15 protein-coding genes are annotated in these 16,382 nt (G+C 59.0%); 12 read left to right on the top strand and 3 right to left on the bottom strand.

Annotated elements, in window-relative coordinates; genetic code table 11:
• Positions 1-42: 42 nt before the first annotated feature.
• The 3 genes from I6E58_RS08970 to dnaE all read left to right on the top strand — a co-directional run bounded on the left by I6E58_RS08970 (position 43) and on the right by dnaE (position 5,517).
• Complete coding sequence (locus tag I6E58_RS08970) at positions 43-870, top strand: DivIVA domain-containing protein (RefSeq protein WP_129071316.1); 828 nt, start codon at positions 43-45, stop codon at positions 868-870.
• Between the two features lie 140 nt (positions 871-1,010).
• On the top strand, positions 1,011-1,931 hold the full coding sequence (locus I6E58_RS08965) for an RluA family pseudouridine synthase (RefSeq protein WP_197132407.1): 921 nt from the start codon (positions 1,011-1,013) through the stop codon (positions 1,929-1,931).
• 67 nt (positions 1,932-1,998) lie between these two features.
• A complete protein-coding gene (gene dnaE / locus I6E58_RS08960) occupies positions 1,999-5,517 on the top strand; it encodes a DNA polymerase III subunit alpha (RefSeq protein ID WP_197132404.1) in 3,519 nt (1,172 codons plus the stop codon).
• On the opposite strand, the gene I6E58_RS08955 is transcribed toward dnaE, so the two are convergent.
• A complete protein-coding gene (locus tag I6E58_RS08955) occupies positions 5,514-6,032 on the bottom strand; it encodes a flavin reductase family protein (protein WP_197132401.1) in 519 nt (172 codons plus the stop codon). The genes dnaE and I6E58_RS08955 overlap by 4 nt on opposite strands.
• Positions 6,033-6,098: 66 nt before the next feature.
• Between I6E58_RS08955 and hisD the strand changes: the two genes are divergently transcribed.
• From hisD to I6E58_RS08940, 3 genes are read left to right on the top strand one after another with little or no spacing between them, the layout of a single operon-like run.
• Complete coding sequence (gene hisD, locus I6E58_RS08950) at positions 6,099-7,412, top strand: histidinol dehydrogenase (protein WP_197132398.1); 1,314 nt, start codon at positions 6,099-6,101, stop codon at positions 7,410-7,412.
• A 20-nt stretch (positions 7,413-7,432) separates the two neighbouring features.
• Complete coding sequence (nrdR, locus tag I6E58_RS08945; protein ID WP_197132395.1) at positions 7,433-7,891, top strand: transcriptional regulator NrdR; 459 nt, start codon at positions 7,433-7,435, stop codon at positions 7,889-7,891.
• A 57-nt stretch (positions 7,892-7,948) separates the two neighbouring features.
• Positions 7,949-8,980: a quinone-dependent dihydroorotate dehydrogenase gene (locus I6E58_RS08940; protein ID WP_197132392.1), complete on the top strand. Its 1,032-nt coding sequence runs from the start codon at positions 7,949-7,951 to the stop codon at positions 8,978-8,980.
• A gap of 22 nt (positions 8,981-9,002) precedes the next feature.
• Here the strand turns inward: I6E58_RS08940 and I6E58_RS08935 are convergent, their stop codons facing one another.
• A complete protein-coding gene (locus I6E58_RS08935) occupies positions 9,003-9,584 on the bottom strand; it encodes a DUF3043 domain-containing protein (protein ID WP_197132389.1) in 582 nt (193 codons plus the stop codon).
• Between the two features lie 38 nt (positions 9,585-9,622).
• Here I6E58_RS08935 and I6E58_RS08930 point away from each other — a divergent pair, with 38 nt between their 5' ends.
• From I6E58_RS08930 to I6E58_RS08905, 6 genes are all read left to right on the top strand, one after another.
• Complete coding sequence (locus tag I6E58_RS08930; RefSeq protein ID WP_197132386.1) at positions 9,623-11,041, top strand: dipeptidase; 1,419 nt, start codon at positions 9,623-9,625, stop codon at positions 11,039-11,041.
• A 9-nt stretch (positions 11,042-11,050) separates the two neighbouring features.
• A complete protein-coding gene (locus I6E58_RS08925) occupies positions 11,051-11,407 on the top strand; it encodes an iron-sulfur cluster assembly accessory protein (RefSeq protein ID WP_129071325.1) in 357 nt (118 codons plus the stop codon).
• A 116-nt stretch (positions 11,408-11,523) separates the two neighbouring features.
• The gene (gene coxB, locus I6E58_RS08920; protein ID WP_307842052.1) at positions 11,524-12,402 is read left to right on the top strand and encodes a cytochrome c oxidase subunit II; all 879 of its coding nucleotides are present in this window, start codon (positions 11,524-11,526) and stop codon (positions 12,400-12,402) included.
• 5 nt (positions 12,403-12,407) lie between these two features.
• Positions 12,408-14,087 carry a cytochrome c oxidase subunit I gene (gene ctaD / locus I6E58_RS08915; protein ID WP_197132384.1) on the top strand — a complete coding sequence of 560 codons (1,680 nt, stop codon included), beginning with the start codon at positions 12,408-12,410 and terminating at the stop codon, positions 14,085-14,087.
• Between the two features lie 3 nt (positions 14,088-14,090).
• On the top strand, positions 14,091-14,513 hold the full coding sequence (locus tag I6E58_RS08910; protein WP_197132382.1) for a cytochrome c oxidase subunit 4: 423 nt from the start codon (positions 14,091-14,093) through the stop codon (positions 14,511-14,513).
• Positions 14,482-14,943 carry a GNAT family N-acetyltransferase gene (locus I6E58_RS08905; protein WP_129071329.1) on the top strand — a complete coding sequence of 154 codons (462 nt, stop codon included), beginning with the start codon at positions 14,482-14,484 and terminating at the stop codon, positions 14,941-14,943. Before I6E58_RS08910 ends, I6E58_RS08905 begins: the two co-directional genes overlap by 32 nt.
• Before the next feature lie 113 nt (positions 14,944-15,056).
• Here I6E58_RS08905 and I6E58_RS08900 read toward each other — a convergent pair whose 3' ends face one another.
• The gene (locus I6E58_RS08900) at positions 15,057-16,283 is read right to left on the bottom strand and encodes an Nramp family divalent metal transporter (protein WP_197132977.1); all 1,227 of its coding nucleotides are present in this window, start codon (positions 16,281-16,283) and stop codon (positions 15,057-15,059) included.
• Positions 16,284-16,382 lie beyond the last annotated feature (99 nt).

Raw genomic sequence — 16,382 nt, 5'->3', positions numbered from 1 at the left:
ACGTTATGTATACGTTGAAAGAAAGTTTTAGAGGTGGCGGCAATGGCTTTGACTCCAGAAGACGTGGTCAACAAGCGGTTTGAATCGACAAAATTCCGCGAGGGATACGACCAAGATGACGTCGACGATTTTCTCGACGAGGTCGTTGTCGAGTTGCGACGACTGAACCAAGAAAACGACGAGCTCCGTCAGCGCTTGAGCGCTGCTGAAGCTCGCGCGACTGAACTTCAACAGTCCGCAGGCAGTGCTGCTGCAGCGGCCCCGGCGCCGGCAGCAATCGCTGCTCCAGCCCCTGCTGCTATCGAGAGCGCTCCTGCTCCTGCTGTGGCAGCTCCCGAGCCCGCTTCGTCGGTTCTCGATGACGCCAGTAGCACGAACAACCTTCTCCAGCTCGCGCGCCGTCTTCACGAAGAGCACGTGCGTGAGGGCGTTCAGAAGCGCGATGCGCTTATCGCTGAAGGCCAGGCATCTGCCGCCGACATCGTCGCCGAAGGTCGCGCATCCGCTGCCGAGATCCTCACCGAGAGCAAGTCTGCCGCCGCTGAGATTGCCGCTCAGGCTGACGCTAAGCAGCGCGAACAGCTCGGAATTCTCGAGCACGAGCGTGAGGCTCTCGAAGGTCGCATCGAATCGCTGCGTAACTTTGAGCGCGAGTACCGCGACAAGCTCAAGAGCTACATCGAAGACCAGCTGCACGAGCTTGACTCATCGAGCCTCGTCTCCGCGGGTGGCCCTTCGCTTCAGGAGTCCGCTCAGCAGGGCCAGGCTCCGGCCTCGCAGCCTTCTGGTCACCTCACTCCCGAAGATTTCGCTGCGCCGCAGTCGGCACAGCAGCCGCCAGCTAGCTTCTCTGGCTTCTCCGGTAGCTAGTTTTTCTGCACGAGCCGTCAGCCGGCCGGTGCGAGCTTAGGCTCCACCGCCGCTGGCGGCTTTTGCTGTGTTCGCACCTCATTCCTTGTGGCTGGGATGTGTGGCACCACACCTTTTGACATTGATATCTAGGAGCACCAGTGGAAACTCGAAGCTTGCCGGTTCCCGAGGGCCTCGCGGGGCAACGAGTTGACGCCGCCCTCGCTAAACTGCTCGGATTCTCACGCACCTTCGCCGCGGAGGTAGCCGCGAGCGGGGGAGTAACGATGGATGGCGCGACGGTGGGCAAGTCTGATCGTCTCGTTGCAGGCTCCTGGCTCGAAGTGTCGTGGGTGTCGAAGACTGAGCCTCAGATCGTCCCGGTGGTGCTCGATAGTCTGGGTATTGTTTACGATGATGAGCACATCGTGGTCATCGATAAGCCTGCCGGCGTTGCCGCCCATCCCTCGATCGGCTGGGATGGAGTGACCGTCCTCGGTGCGCTTGCTGGGGCCGGCTACCGTATTTCCACTTCTGGTGCCGCCGAGCGAGCCGGGATCGTGCACCGCCTCGACGCGGGAACGAGCGGACTCATGGTTGTGGCGAAGTCGGAGATCGCCTACACGGCTCTCAAGCGAGCTTTTCACGATCGCGAAGTCAGCAAGATTTACCACTCCATCGTTCAGGGGCATCCTGACCCTCTTGCCGGCACTATCGACGCTCCGATTGGGCGTCACCCGGGCTCGAGCTGGAAGTTTGCGGTCGTGGCAGGCGGCAAGGACTCGATCACTCACTACGAGACCCTCGAGGCATTTCCGTCAGCGGCGCTCGTTGAAGTGCATCTTGAAACCGGGCGCACCCACCAAATTCGTGTTCATATGGCCGCTCAGCGCCACCCTTGCGTCGGCGACACAATGTACGGCGCCGATCCCACGATCTCGGCCCGTTTGGGACTGACCCGCCAGTGGCTGCACGCCCACAAGCTCGGATTTGCTCATCCGGCTACGGGCGAACAGGTCACGTTCGAGTCACCGTACCCGGCTGACCTTCAGGCAGCACTTGAGGTGCTTCGAGCCGACTAGGGCGCGTCAGTTAGAGTACCTCCGGGGTGCTGGCTTAGGCTAGATTTCGAAAGAATTCGGAGTGTCGGTGGCTGCTAATAACGACTCATTTGTGCATTTGCACGTTCACAGCGAGTACTCAATGCTCGACGGTGCTGCTCGCGTTGGACCGCTGCTGGACGCAGCTGTCGAGCAGGGTATGCCGGCTATTGCCATCACTGACCATGGCAACATGTTCGGCGCGTACGACTTTTGGAAGCAGGCGACGGCCAAGGGCATTAAGCCGATTATCGGCACCGAGGCCTATGTAACGCCGGGTACTTCGCGCAGCGATAAGACTCGAGTGCGCTGGGGTCGTAGCGACCAGGCCCGCGATGATGTGGGCGGCAGCGGTGCCTACACCCACATGACGCTGCTCTCTCACAACAACGAGGGAATGCATAACCTTTTCCGTCTGTCTTCGCGCGCCTCCATCGAGGGCTTTTACTTCAAGCCACGTATGGACCGTGAACTGCTCAGCGAGTATTCCAAGGGAATTATCGCTACGACCGGTTGTGTCGGTGGTGAGGTGCAAACCAAACTTCGTCTCGGCTTGTATGACGAGGCACGCCAGGCGGCAGCAGAATTTCAAGACATCTTCGGCAAAGAGAATTTCTTTGCCGAAATCATGGATCACGGCATCGACATTGAGCGACGCACCATTCTCGACCTCATCAAGCTCGCTAAAGAGCTCGACATGCCGTTGCTGGCCACCAACGACCTGCACTACACACATGCGCATGATGCGACAGCACACGCGGCTCTATTGTGCGTGCAGTCCGCCTCCACCCTCGACGACCCCAACCGCTTCAAGTTCGACTCGAACGAGTTTTACCTCAAGTCGGCTGCAGAGATGCGATCTCTCTTTCGTGAGCATCCCGAGGCGTGCGATAACACGCTGCTGATTGCGGAACGCAGCGAGATCAGTTTCGAAGGTCGCGACCTCATGCCGCGTTTCCCGGTTCCCGAAGGGGAGACCGAAGCAACCTGGTTCGAAAAAGAAGTTGCGCGCGGTATGAACAAGCGCTTCAACAACGCACCATCCGAAGCGCATTTGGCGCAGGCGAAGTATGAAGTCGATGTTATTCAGCAGATGGGCTTCCCCGGCTACTTCCTCGTCGTTGCCGACTTCATCGAGTGGGCTAAGTCGCAGGGTATTCGTGTCGGCCCCGGTCGCGGTTCTGCCGCCGGCTCAATGGCGTCGTACGCTGTGGGCATTACTGAGCTAGACCCGCTACATCACGGCTTGATCTTCGAGCGCTTCCTCAACCCTGAACGTGTGTCGATGCCTGACGTCGACGTCGACTTCGACGATCGCAGACGTGGCGAAGTAATTCGCTATGTCACCGATAAGTACGGCGACGATCGAGTAGCTCAGATCGTGACGTACGGAACGATTAAGGCCAAGCAGGCTCTCAAGGACTCCGCGCGAGTGCTGGGCATGCCCTACTCGGTAGGCGAAAAGCTCACCAAGGCTATGCCTCCCGCCATCATGGGTAAAGACATTTCACTCGGCGACGTACGCAACAAGGACGCCGCGCGTTACAAAGAGGCCGCCGACATCCGGGGCATCGTCGACACTGATCATGAGGCGGCAAAAGTCTTCGAGACCGCGGTCGGTCTTGAGGGCCTCAAACGTCAGTGGGGAGTTCACGCCGCCGGTGTTGTTCTTTCGGCTGAGCCGCTACTGGATGTACTTCCCATCATGCGCCGTGAAGACGATGGCGCCATCATTACCCAGTTCGACCAGCCACCGCTGGAGAGCCTCGGCCTGATCAAGATGGACTTCTTGGGTCTTCGAAACCTCACGGTTATTGAAGATGCGCTCAAGATGATTGAGGCCAACACTGGGTCGCCGCTGATCATCGAGGATCTCGATCTCGACGCGGACCAAAAAACGTACGATCTGCTCGCGCGCGGAGACACTCTTGGAGTGTTCCAGCTCGATGGTGGGCCGATGCGTGCCCTGCTTAAGCAGCTCAAGCCCACCAACTTCGAAGATATTTCCGCGGTGATTGCCCTGTACCGTCCGGGCCCCATGGGAATGAACTCGCACACGAAGTATGCCCTTCGCAAGAACGGTCTTGAGAGCATTGACGCTATTCATGCCGAGCTCGAAGAGCCCCTGCGCGAGATTCTTGGTACGACCTTTGGTCTCATCGTGTACCAAGAGCAAGTCATGTCGGTTGCTCAGAAAGTTGCTGGCTTCAGCTTGGGGCAGGCTGACGTTCTTCGCCGCGCCATGGGTAAGAAGAAGAAGGAAGAGCTCGACAAGCAGTTCCTGGGCTTCGAAACGGGCATGCAGACCAACGGGTACAGCAAAGAAGCCGTCAAGGTGCTCTGGGAAACGCTCATGCCCTTCGCCGACTACGCCTTCAACAAGGCTCACAGCGCAGGTTACGGCGTACTGAGTTACTGGACTGCATACCTCAAAGCAAACTACCCAGCCGAGTACATGGCGGCGCTCCTGACGAGCGTCGGGGATTCCAAAGACAAGCTCGGAATGTACTTGAGTGAGTGCCGGCGCATGGGCATCAAGGTGCTGGCGCCAGATGTCAACGAATCGACCGTGAACTTCACTGCTGTCTCCGGCGACATCCGCTTCGGCCTCGGTGCAGTGCGTAACGTTGGCGCTGCCGTCGTCGAGCAAATCGTACGGGCGCGCACCGAGAAGAGCCGTTTCGAGTCCTTCCACGATTTCCTGCGCAAAGTATCGATTCAGGTCGCCAATAAGCGCACCGTTGAATCGCTGATCAAATCCGGCGCGTTTGACTCCTTGGGAGCAACGCGTCGCGGGCTGCTAGAGATTCACGAGGGTGCGTGTGATTCTGCGGTGAGCCTCAAGCGCAACGAGGCCAACGGTCAAGTTGACCTCTTTGGCGGAATCTTCGATTTTGACGAGGATGACGACGGTGTTCCCGATCGTCCCGAATGGTCGAAACGCGACAAGCTTGCCTTCGAGCGCGAGATGTTGGGGCTGTATGTCTCCGATCATCCGCTCTCAGGCCTCGAGCTTCAGCTTGCGAAGCATCAAGACTTCACGATCACCGAAGTCTTAGCGGGGGATGCTGTTGCCGACGGCGAGCACGTGTCTATCGCGGGACTGGTAACAAGCGTGCAGCACCGCGTTGCTCGCAATAGCGGAAACCAGTACGGCATCGTCACGGTAGAAGACTTTGCAGGCGAGATCGACGTCATGTTCTTGGGCAAGACCTATCAAGAGTTCGCTCCGGGGTTAGTGAACGACTCAATCGTCGTGGTGCGCGGTCGAGCCAGTGCTCGAGACGACGGCATGAACCTTCACGCGGTGAGTATGTTCTCGCCGGATCTCGGGCCCAGCTTGGGCTCGGGGCCAATCGTGTTGACGGTGAAAGAGCAGCGGGCGACCACCGATGTCGTTTCGGGCCTTGGTGAGGTTCTCATCCGGCATGCCGGCGATGTCGAAGTTCGTCTGCGCCTCGTGCGCGGCGATGTTGCGCGGGTGTTCGAACTGCCCTACCGAGTCAAGGTTTCCGCTGACCTCTATGGCGAAGTCAAGTCGCTGCTGGGTCCGGGGTCGCTCGGCTAAACGCTGGGCGAGTCACTCTCGAGAGCGAGAGGGCGCATGTAGGTGCGCTCGTGGTACAGCAGCGCTTCATCTTCGGCGCCGAGGATGCCGTGTTCGATTTCGACGACAACCACCGCGTTGTTGTGCACCGGATGCACGTCGACGATGCGCCCAATCATGATGGCCGTAGCACCCTCCAGCAGCGGAAGCCCGTTCTCGCTTGCTCGCCAGTGGTCGCCCACAAACCGAAGGTCATGATCAGCGGCCATGGTTTCAGCGAGATGTCTGCTGTGGGGGCCCAACATGTGGATGGCGATATGGTTGCCCACCGTGATCGCCGGCCACGAGCTCGAGGCCTGAGCCATGTTGAACGTAGCCAGCGGCGGCACAGCGGCGAGCGACGCGAGAGAAGTCGCCGTAAATCCCACCGGACGCCCGTCTGGCGCCACCGATGTGATGGCAGCAACTCCTGCCGCGTGACGCCTAAAGGCGGCTTTGAAGGCGTCGATTCCGTTTGCTAGGTCTGAATTATCCATATGCTCATCCCAACCCTAATTGCCTCGGGCGAATTCCAAGCGAGAACGAACTAGCATAGTCAAGCCATGTCGTTGAATATTATTGATCTCCGGTCCGCCGCTCTCAGCCGTGCGGAACTTTCTCGTGTCATCCCACGTGCCCAGATGGACGTGTCGGTGGCCTCCGCCGCTGCTATTCAGCTCATCAACGATGTGCGAGAACACGGCGAGCAAGCGCTACTTGATCAGGCAGAGCGGCTAGACGGCGTTCTTCCCGAGCGCGTTCGAATCCACGCCGACGAGATTACCCGGGCGACCCGAGCGCTTGAGCCGGCCGTTCGCGAGGCTCTCGAGTTGGCCATTGACCGCGTTCGCACGGCGAGCAAGGCTCAAATTCCATCGCCCATGATGACGCAACTGGGCGACGGCGCTGAAATTGTTCAGCGCTGGCAGCCTGTCAACCGCGTGGGTCTCTATGTGCCCGGCGGCAAAGCCGTGTATCCCTCCAGCGTGATCATGAATGTGGTTCCCGCCCAGGTCGCCGGCGTTTCGTCAGTCGCGTTAGCATCGCCACCACAGCGCGGCTTCGGGGGAGCTGTGCACCCCACGATCTTGGGTGCTGCCGGTCTCCTCGGGGTCGATGAGGTCTATGCCATGGGGGGAGCCGGCGCCATTGGGGCATTCGCCTATGGCGTTCAAGAGCTCGGCCTCGACCCCGTTGACATCATTACGGGCCCGGGAAACGTCTACGTCGCCGCAGCGAAGCGGGCCGTGCGTGGCATCGTTGGTATCGACTCTGAAGCAGGCCCGACCGAGATCTTGATCATCGCTGATGGGGCGGCCGATCCGCGGCTCGTTGCTGCGGATCTGCTCAGTCAAGCCGAGCACGATGAGCTCGCCGCAGCTGTACTTGTCACCGATTCAGAAGAGTTAGCGGATGCGGTACGAATCCACCTTGCCGAGCAACTAGCGGTTACACCGCACTCGCAGCGCGCTGCCGTCGCACTCGACGGTCAGCAGTCAGCAATTGTGCTGGTCAACGACATGGCTGCTGCTGCTGCCTTGAGCAACGCGTACGGCCCCGAGCACCTCGAGATCCAAACGGAAGAGTCAGGCGCGGTGCTCGACATGATCGACAACGCCGGAGCAATATTCCTCGGTGATCAATCTCCCGTTAGCCTGGGCGACTACCTGGCGGGCTCGAATCACGTGCTGCCGACCGGTGGTCAGTCACGATTCTCCTCGGGCCTCGGTGCCTACACTTTCCTCCGGCCGCAGCAGGTGATTCGTTACAGCCACGAGGCTTTGCGTGAGCTTGAGCCTCACATCGTGGCACTGAGCGCGGCCGAAGATCTTCCCGCTCATGGCGCTGCTGTGAGTAAGCGATTCAGCGACCGCTAACCGGGTACTCTTGACACACTATGTATTGCCCTTTTTGCAGGCATCCTGACAGCAGGGTCGTCGACTCACGAACCAGTGACGATGGCCTTTCGATTCGTCGTCGTCGGCAGTGCCCCGAGTGTGGGCGCCGCTTCTCTACGACCGAGACCGCATCGTTGAACGTGATTAAGCGCAACGGAGTCGTGGAGTCGTTCAGTCGCGAGAAGATAGTCAGCGGCGTGCGTAAAGCGTGCCAGGGGCGTCCGGTTACCGATACTGATCTGGCCGTTCTCGCGCAGAAGGTCGAAGAGTCGATTCGAGCGACGGGTGCCGCGCAGATCGACGCGAATGAGATTGGTCTCGCGATTCTTTCACCGCTGCGCGATCTCGATGAGGTCGCGTACCTGCGTTTCGCCAGTGTCTATCAAGCCTTTGACTCGCTCGACGACTTTGACGCCGCGATCAGTCAACTTCGTTTGGATCACGGCACCGGCGCTTAGTTGCCTCGGTGACGTGACGATTTTCCCCACCTTCTACCGCTGAGAGCACCGTTAGCTATGTACGACTTTTTCTTCCGCACTGTTCTCAAACGACTCGATCCAGAACTCGCACACTCACTCGCGTTTTCCGTCATTCGTGTGTTGCCCGCCATCGGGGTTGGGAAGCTGCTGCAGCGCTCGGTCGATCCCTCGTTGCGTGTAGAAACTTTGGGGCTCACGTTCGATTCGCCATTCGGGGTCGCCGCTGGCTTCGACAAGTCCGGCGTGGGTATCCAAGGCCTAGGCCAGCTGGGTTTCAGCCATGTCGAGGTTGGTACGATCACGGCGCTTCCGCAGCCCGGCAACCCCAAGCCTCGGCTCTTTCGTCTCGTAGCAGACCGTGGCGTCATCAACCGCATGGGCTTCAACAATGCGGGTGCGATTCGCGCCGCTGGCGTGATCGAACGTGCCCGTCGTCGCGCCGGGCGTCCAGTGATCGGCGTCAACATCGGTAAATCGCGTGTCGTCACGGTCGACGATGCTGTAGCCGATTACCTAACGAGCACTCGAGCGTTGGCGCCCCTCGCTGACTATCTCGTCGTAAACGTCAGCTCGCCCAACACCCCGGGCCTGCGGGGCTTGCAAGAGATCGACAAGCTCAAGCCGTTGCTGACCGCGGTGAAATCTGCAGCGGGAGATACTCCGGTGTTGGTAAAGATTGCACCTGACGTCACGGATGACGAAGCTCGAGCAATCGCGCACCTTGCGGCAGTTGAACTTGACGGAATTATCGCGACGAACACGACGCTTTCGCGGGAGGGTCTTTCGACGCCCGCCGCGACGGTTGAAGCAGCGGGAGCCGGAGGAGTATCGGGAAAGCCGGTCGCCGCACGTTCTCTTGAACTACTGCGAATCATTCGCACGGTTGTGCCTGCGGAGTTCTGTGTGATCTCCGTTGGCGGCGTCGAAACCGCTGAAGACGTTGCGGAGCGACTCCGGGAGGGAGCCACGCTCGTTCAGGGCTACACCGGGTTCATCTACCGCGGCCCATTCTGGGCGCGATCGATCAATACGAAGCTCGCAAACCTCATGCGTTCACACTCCGCCTAACGGCGCAGCGTTCGAACGGAGCTTAGGCGGGGAATTGCCCGCGCTTAACCTGCGGCTTGGGCAGGCGCATGATGCGCAGTTGAAGCGAGCGCATGGCCGCGTACCAACGCACGCGCTCGGCGCGCGATTCGCCATACTTTTCGTTGATCTTCTTGCGCAGTCGAAGACCGAGCAGTACCGCGTCGAGAGTCGCAACGATGAAGAAGCCCCACAGCGCCATGAGACCGATGACCTGCACTTCGGGCTGAGGGAAGAACGTCATGATGATGACGGCGAACATCATCGGCACGAGAAGCTCACCAACGTTGAAGCGCGCGTCTACATAATCGCGCACGAAACGCTTCTGCGGACCCCGATCGCGAATCGGAAGGTACTTCTCTTCACCGTTCGCCATGCCGATGCGAGCTCTTTCACGCTCAGCCTGCATCTGAGTGCGAGCCGTGCGACGCGCTTCTTTGCGGTCGTTAGAGACGAGCGGGCGCAGGTTCGCGGCCTCGCGCTCCTTACGAGTGGGGGTGGGACGCCCTTTGCCGGCGGACACGATCTCGTGCTCGCCAGAGTTCTCGGGAGTGGGGGTGTTTTCGGTCGAAGATGCTTTTGCCACGGGGTTCCTTGCGTTGGTGTCGATCTAAGATTACTCGTATGACTCATACGCCGCAGCCGACGTCAGCGTCGACGACTCCCGATCCTCTGCTCGTTCCCCTCACCGAAGCCGTGGAGGCTGCGTTGCCGGCGACCATCGCAGAGTTGAGCGCGCTCGTTCGCATCCCCTCAGTTTCCTGGGATGGCTTCGACGCAGACCAGGTCAAGCGCAGCGCGGAAGCAGCTCAGGCTCTCATAGAGGGGATCGGTGTGTTTGACACCGTGGAGCTTGCTCAAGCGCCGATCGAAGGCGATGTTCTCGGGCATCCCGCGCTGTTAGCCACACGCAAAGCCAAAAACGGCAAACCCACTATTTTGCTCTACGCGCACCACGACGTGCAGCCTCCCGGCCACGACGCTGATTGGGACTCGCCGCCCTTTGAGCCCACGGTGCGCGGTGATCGGCTGTACGGCCGTGGTTCAGCAGACGATAAAGCGGGAATCATGGCTCACGTCGCCGCGATCCGTGCTTTCGTGGAAACGGTGGGTAGTGATTTCGATCTGGGGCTTGTGGCGTTCTTTGAAGGCGAAGAAGAGTTTGGTTCGCGTTCGTTCGCGAACTTCATCACCGAGAATCGCGAGAAACTCGCGGCCGACGTGATCGTGGTTGCCGACTCAGACAACTGGGACATCAACACCCCGTCCCTGACCGTCGGATTGCGCGGAAATGTGACGTTCAAGCTCACGATCTCTACGCTGGCGCACGCGTCGCACTCAGGCATGTTCGGGGGAGCGGTTCCGGATGCGATGCTCGCTGCAATCAAGCTGCTCGCGACGTTGCACGGAGAAGACGGCGCTGTCGCGGTCAACGGTCTCACCAGTCGTGAGTCGCCGACTCCGGAATACAGCGAAGACAAGCTTCGTCACGAAGCTGGATTGCTCGACGGAGTCTCCTCGATCGGCGATGGCACGGTGTTGAGTCGACTCTGGGATAAGCCGGCAGTGACGATCACGGGCATTGACGCTCCCACGGTCGTTAACGCATCCAACACGTTGACACCGAGTGTGACCGTCAAGCTGAGCGCTCGGATTGCGCCAGGCCAAGATCCTGAAGACGCTTTTGTGGCGCTGCGCGATCATCTCGAGGCTAACGCGCCCTTTGGCGCCCACCTTGAGATCTCCGATGTCGACAAGGGCAGTCCCTTTCTCGTCGACACGAGTGGCTGGGCCGTTGAGGTCGTCAAGACTGCCATGCATGAGGCGTGGGGAAACGAACCTCTCGAGACAGGAATCGGCGGGTCAATCCCCTTTATCTCCGACCTTGTTGAAGTGTTTCCGGAGGCACAGATTCTCGTCACCGGAGTCGAAGACCCCGAGTCGCGGGCGCACAGCCCGAATGAATCTTTGCACCTCGGCGTATTCAAGCGGGCCATCCTCACGGAAGCGTTGCTGCTCGCAAAGTTGGAACGACGGGCGTAGAATTAGTTCATGACTGATTCCGCTGTTGAAATTGACACCCACGGTGTTGCACTGACGGAGGCTGCCTCGAACAAAGTTCGTAGCCTCATGTCGCAAGAGGGCCGCGATGACCTTCGTCTTCGTTTGGCTGTTCAGCCGGGCGGATGCTCAGGGCTCATCTATCAGCTCTACTTTGACGAGCGGTTCCTCGACGGAGACGTTAGCCGTGACTTCGGCGAGGGCGTTGAAGTTGTCGTCGACAAAATGAGTGTTCCGTACCTTGACGGTGCGAGCATCGATTTCGAAGACACGATTGAGAAGCAGGGTTTCACTATTGATAACCCGAACGCTGAAGGTAGCTGCGCCTGCGGCGACAGTTTCCACTAATTTCATAGCAATTTTGAGAGAAGGTGCGCCGATTTGGTGCACCTTTTCGCTTGTGCGGGGCGAGGCGGTAATCAATACCCCCTCTCGCTGCATATACACTGGAAAGGTATTAGTCCGTGTTCTTCGAGAGGTCACAGGTGCGCTCTAACCGCCGAATTCGATGGGCAGCGATCCCACTAGCTCTAGTTACGATGCTGGTGCTGACCGGCTGTACTCAAGAGCAGTTGCAGGGCTGGCTCCCGGGAGATCCCGAAACCACCAACCACACAAGTCGCATCATTGGCTTGTGGGTCACGTCGTGGATCGTGTTGCTCATTGTGGGTGTCATTACCTGGGGCCTCATCATCTGGGCTGCAGTCGTTTACCGACGTCGCCGTGGACAGACCGGCTTGCCGGTTCAGCTTCGCTACAACATGCCGATCGAAGTTTTCTACACGATCGTTCCCCTCATTTTGGTCATCGGGTTCTTCGCGTTCACCGCGCGTGACCAGGCCGCTATCGAACAAGTTGATGCAAACCCCGACGTCACCATCGAGGTCATCGGCAAGCGTTGGGCATGGGACTTCAACTACGTGGACGACAATGTCTACAGCGCCGGTGTTCAAGCAGACTTCAACCCCGACGGCACTGTTGACGTCGACAACCTTCCTCAACTGGTTCTTCCCGTTGATAAGAAGGTCGAGATCAAGATTGAGTCTCGCGACGTCATTCACTCTTTCTGGGTGGTGGACTTCCTTTACAAGAAGGACATGATCCCCGGTAAGAGCAACTACATGTATTTCATCCCCACCAAGGAAGGCACCTACCAAGGAAAGTGCGCTGAGCTCTGTGGTGAATACCACTCGCTCATGCTCTTCACGGTCAAGGTCGTGTCTCAGGCCGAGTACGACGAGTACATCGAGAGCCAGCGCGACGCCGGCTTCGAGGGTCAAATCGGAATTGAATACAACGTCAACCAGAACTTGCCCGGCAACGGCAGCAACGACGAGGAATAGGGCTCATGAGCGTCGAACGTAAGGGCAACGTCATGGTGAACTGGATCACCTCGACGGACCACAAAACTATTGGGTACATGTACCTGATCACGTCATTCTTCTACTTCCTCCTCGGCGGTGTGATGGCTCTGGTCATCCGCGCTCAGCTCTTTGAGCCGGGTCTCTCGATCGTCGCGACTGGTGAGCAGTACAACCAGTTGTTCACGATGCACGGCACGATCATGCTGTTGATGTTCGCTACGCCGTTGTTCGCTGGCTTCGCGAATGTTCTGATGCCGCTTCAGATCGGTGCTCCCGACGTTGCGTTCCCGCGTCTTAACGCTTTCGCATACTGGCTTTACAGCTTCGGTTCGTTAATCGCGGTCGCCGGATTCCTCACCCCTCAGGGGGCGGCCTCCTTCGGTTGGTTTGCGTATGCGCCGTTGTCGAGCACCACGTTCTCACCCGGTATCGGCGGAAACCTGTGGGTCTTTGGCCTTGCGATGAGCGGGTTTGGAACCATTCTCGGTGCGGTCAACTTCATCACCACGATCATCACGATGCGTGCTCCGGGTATGACTATGTTCCGCATGCCGATCTTCACGTGGAACACCCTCGTGACGTCGCTGCTGATCCTGATGGCCTTCCCCGTTTTGGCGGCGGCTATGTTCGGCCTCGGCGCGGACCGTGTCTTTGATGCTCATATCTATGACCCGGCAAATGGCGGTGTTCTGCTCTGGCAGCATCTCTTCTGGTTCTTCGGTCACCCTGAGGTCTACATCATTGCGCTCCCGTTCTTCGGGATCGTCTCTGAAGTATTCCCGGTCTTCAGCCGCAAGCCGATCTTCGGTTACAGCACCCTCATCTACGCAACAATTTCGATTGCTGCCCTGTCGGTAACGGTGTGGGCTCACCACATGTACGTCACCGGTTCTGTGCTGCTTCCGTTCTTCTCGCTGATGACGATGCTTATCGCGGTGCCGACGGGCGTGAAGATCTTCAACTGGATCGGCACAATGTGGCGCGGCTCGATCACCTTCGAAACTCCCATGCTGTGGGCTATCGGATTCCTCGTCACCTTTACGTTCGGTGGCCTCACGGGTGTTATTCTCGCCAGCCCGCCGCTCGACTTCCACGTATCGGACACCTACTTCGTTGTAGCTCACTTCCACTACGTGGTCTTCGGAACCGTTGTATTTGCAATGTTCAGCGGTTTCTACTTCTGGTGGCCGAAGTGGACTGGCAAGATGCTGAACGAGAAGCTCGGCAAGATCCACTTCTGGTTGCTGTTCATCGGCTTCCACATGACGTTCCTCATTCAGCACTGGGCCGGTGTCGTCGCTCTCCCGCGTCGTTACCGTACCTACCTCGCCGAAGACGGCGTGACGTGGATGAACCAGGTCTCGACAATTGGTGCGTTCATTCTGGCGGTGTCGATGATTCCATTCCTCTTCAACGTTTACATGACCGCACGCAAGGCGCCCAAGGTCACGGTCAATGACCCGTGGGGCTACGGTCGCTCGCTCGAGTGGGCCACAAGTTGCCCGCCGCCTCGACACAACTTCACGTCGATCCCTCGGATCCGTTCGGAATCCCCGGCTTTCGACCTGAATCACCCCGAAGCGGGTATCCCCGTAGGCATCGGTCCAGGCAAGGATGCGCCCGACGCTCCGGTCTACGACCTTGCAGATGAAAAGGTGAAGTAACCAATGAATGCGAACGTCAAGCTCTACTGGATTCTCACGGTCTTCTTCTTCTTCCTCTCGGCGCTCTACACCGTCTGGTCTCTCCTCGATGCTGCTCACCAGCGCATTGAGTGGGTAGGTACTATCACCCTGCTTTTGAGCGGGATGCTCTGGGCGCTGATCGCGTTCTATCTCGATAAGGTTCACAAGGCACAGGGTGCTGAGTTGGCCGAAGACCGTATGGACGCCAACATCGAAGACGGTGACGCGGAGCAGGGGCACTTCAGCCCCTGGAGCTGGTGGCCCATTATTCTGGCCGGTGCCGCTTCGCTCGTTTTCCTTGGTGTAGCTATTGGTCCATGGATCGCATTCATCGGCGCAGGAATTCTCGTCGTTAGCCTCGTAGGGTGGACGTATGAGTATTACCGCGGATACTTCGCTCACTAACGCGACGCAGATTCGGGCGGCGACCGCTCTCGACGCGTCTTCAGTATTTGAGCTTCTCAAACAGCTCGGCACTGAGTACGCGCCCGATCGGGAAGCCTTCGATTCCGCTTTCGCGCACGCCGTAGACGACGGGGCCACCACGCTTATGTTGGTGGCCGCCCAGTCGGACGGCGCAGTCGTGGGCTATGCCTTCGCGACCATCGCACATCTTCTTCATACCAACGGATGCTCCGCTCAATTGCAAGAGCTGGTAGTCGATAGCAGTGTGCACAATTCTGGAATCGGTACCCGCCTGGTAGAAGCCGTGGAGGCAGTGTGCCTCGAGCGTGGCGTACGCCAACTCACGGTGCCCAGCCGCGGTTCAGCCAACTTCTTCGAGCGCATCGGCTACATGTCGACCGCGGACTTCCTCAAACGCGTTTTCGACTAGGCGCCCACCGCTGTTTGCCCGTGCGGTTCCGTTAGCGCGGCCGTTTAAAATTCCACGCCATTTCGTCATCGCGTGGGGCCGCAAGAACGACGTCGTGATTGTCGTGTCGGATTCTACGCTCCACCTGCGACGACAAGCACAATCAGCACTACGTTGAGCAGCACGATAAGCCCCGTGACGAGCCACGCGATCCAGGTGACGATACGTGGGTTCGCGAATTCGCCCATGATCGTACTGTTCTGCGTGTAGGCGACGAGCGGGACTAGCGCAAATGGGATGCCGAGGCTCAAGAGCACTTGACTCAGCACCAATGCGCTGGTGGGGTCGAAGCCGATCGCCAGAACTATCAGAGCCGGTATCAACGTTACGACGCGGCGGGTGAGCAGCGGGACACGAAGGTGGAGTAGTCCTGCCATGATCGCGGAGCCGGCGTAACTACCCACTGATGTAGAGGCGAGTCCGGAGGCGAGAAGGCCAATGCCGAAGATGATGCCCACCGCCGGGCCGAGTGCCGCCACAATCGCAGCGTGGGCCCCCTGGATGCTATCCGTGCCGGCCACTCCACGGAGGCTAGCGGCGGCGAGGAGCAGCATCGCGATGTTTACTGAACCAGCGATAACGAGCGCGATCGCGACATCCCAGCGCGTTGCGCGGAGGAGTCGAGGTATTCGTGCCGGGTCGACGCTGGCTCCGTGACGGTCACGGGCCAGCCCCGAATGCAGGTAGATGGCGTGTGGCATCACGGTCGCGCCGAGCATGCTGGCGGCCAAAAGGATTGTCTCCGTGCCCTGGAATCTCGGGACCAGCCCTCCAACAAGTTCGCTCAGCGATAGCGGACTTACGAAAAGGCCGGCAATAAAACCAACGGTGATGACCGCCAGAAGTCCGATAATCACGAACTCGAACGGTCGTTGCCCCCGTCGTGACTGTACCGAGAGCAGGACGGTGGAGATCACCCCCATGATGAGTCCGCCGAGCGGGAGGGGAAGGCCGAAGAGAATCTGCAAGGCGATTGCGCCGCCGATGACTTCGGCGAGATCTGTCGCTGCGGCGACGAGCTCGGCCTGTGCCCAGAACATCAGGCGCCTACGCCGGGGGAGTCTCTCGCCTAAGAGCTCGGGCAGACTCTTGCCGGTTACCAGTCCCAACTTTGCGGACAGGTATTGGATCAGCACTGCCATAACATTGGCCACAACGAGCACCCATACGAGCAGATAGCCGTACTTTGCACCCGCTGTGAGGTTCGCGGCGACGTTGCCGGGGTCAACGTAGGCGATTGCAGCAACAAATGCTGGCCCCAGAAGGAAGAGTAAGCGTTTCTCTGGCGGCGAGGCCCGCATCGGTTGATTGCTCTGCGGCTGATCGGGGATCAGATCAGAACGCCCATCTCTCATGAAGCAAACCTAACCCAACTTACTCAACTCAGATGTCGCAGAGAG

The sequence above is a fragment of the Salinibacterium sp. SWN1162 genome (assembly GCF_015864675.1).
Taxonomy (GTDB): Bacteria; Actinomycetota; Actinomycetes; order Actinomycetales; family Microbacteriaceae; genus Rhodoglobus.
This window is presented reverse-complemented; position numbering and strand designations above follow the sequence as displayed.

Coding starts and splice junctions, on each gene's coding strand:
- I6E58_RS08970 (WP_129071316.1), top strand. CDS start 43: ATGGCTTTGACTCCAGAAGACGTGGTCAACAAGCGGTTTGAATCGACA.
- I6E58_RS08955 (WP_197132401.1), bottom strand. CDS start 6,032: ATGGATAATTCAGACCTAGCAAACGGAATCGACGCCTTCAAAGCCGCC.
- hisD (WP_197132398.1), top strand. CDS start 6,099: ATGTCGTTGAATATTATTGATCTCCGGTCCGCCGCTCTCAGCCGTGCG.
- nrdR (WP_197132395.1), top strand. CDS start 7,433: ATGTATTGCCCTTTTTGCAGGCATCCTGACAGCAGGGTCGTCGACTCA.
- I6E58_RS08940 (WP_197132392.1), top strand. CDS start 7,949: ATGTACGACTTTTTCTTCCGCACTGTTCTCAAACGACTCGATCCAGAA.
- I6E58_RS08930 (WP_197132386.1), top strand. CDS start 9,623: ATGACTCATACGCCGCAGCCGACGTCAGCGTCGACGACTCCCGATCCT.
- I6E58_RS08925 (WP_129071325.1), top strand. CDS start 11,051: ATGACTGATTCCGCTGTTGAAATTGACACCCACGGTGTTGCACTGACG.
- ctaD (WP_197132384.1), top strand. CDS start 12,408: ATGAGCGTCGAACGTAAGGGCAACGTCATGGTGAACTGGATCACCTCG.
- I6E58_RS08910 (WP_197132382.1), top strand. CDS start 14,091: ATGAATGCGAACGTCAAGCTCTACTGGATTCTCACGGTCTTCTTCTTC.
- I6E58_RS08905 (WP_129071329.1), top strand. CDS start 14,482: ATGAGTATTACCGCGGATACTTCGCTCACTAACGCGACGCAGATTCGG.
- I6E58_RS08900 (WP_197132977.1), bottom strand. CDS start 16,283: ATGCGGGCCTCGCCGCCAGAGAAACGCTTACTCTTCCTTCTGGGGCCA.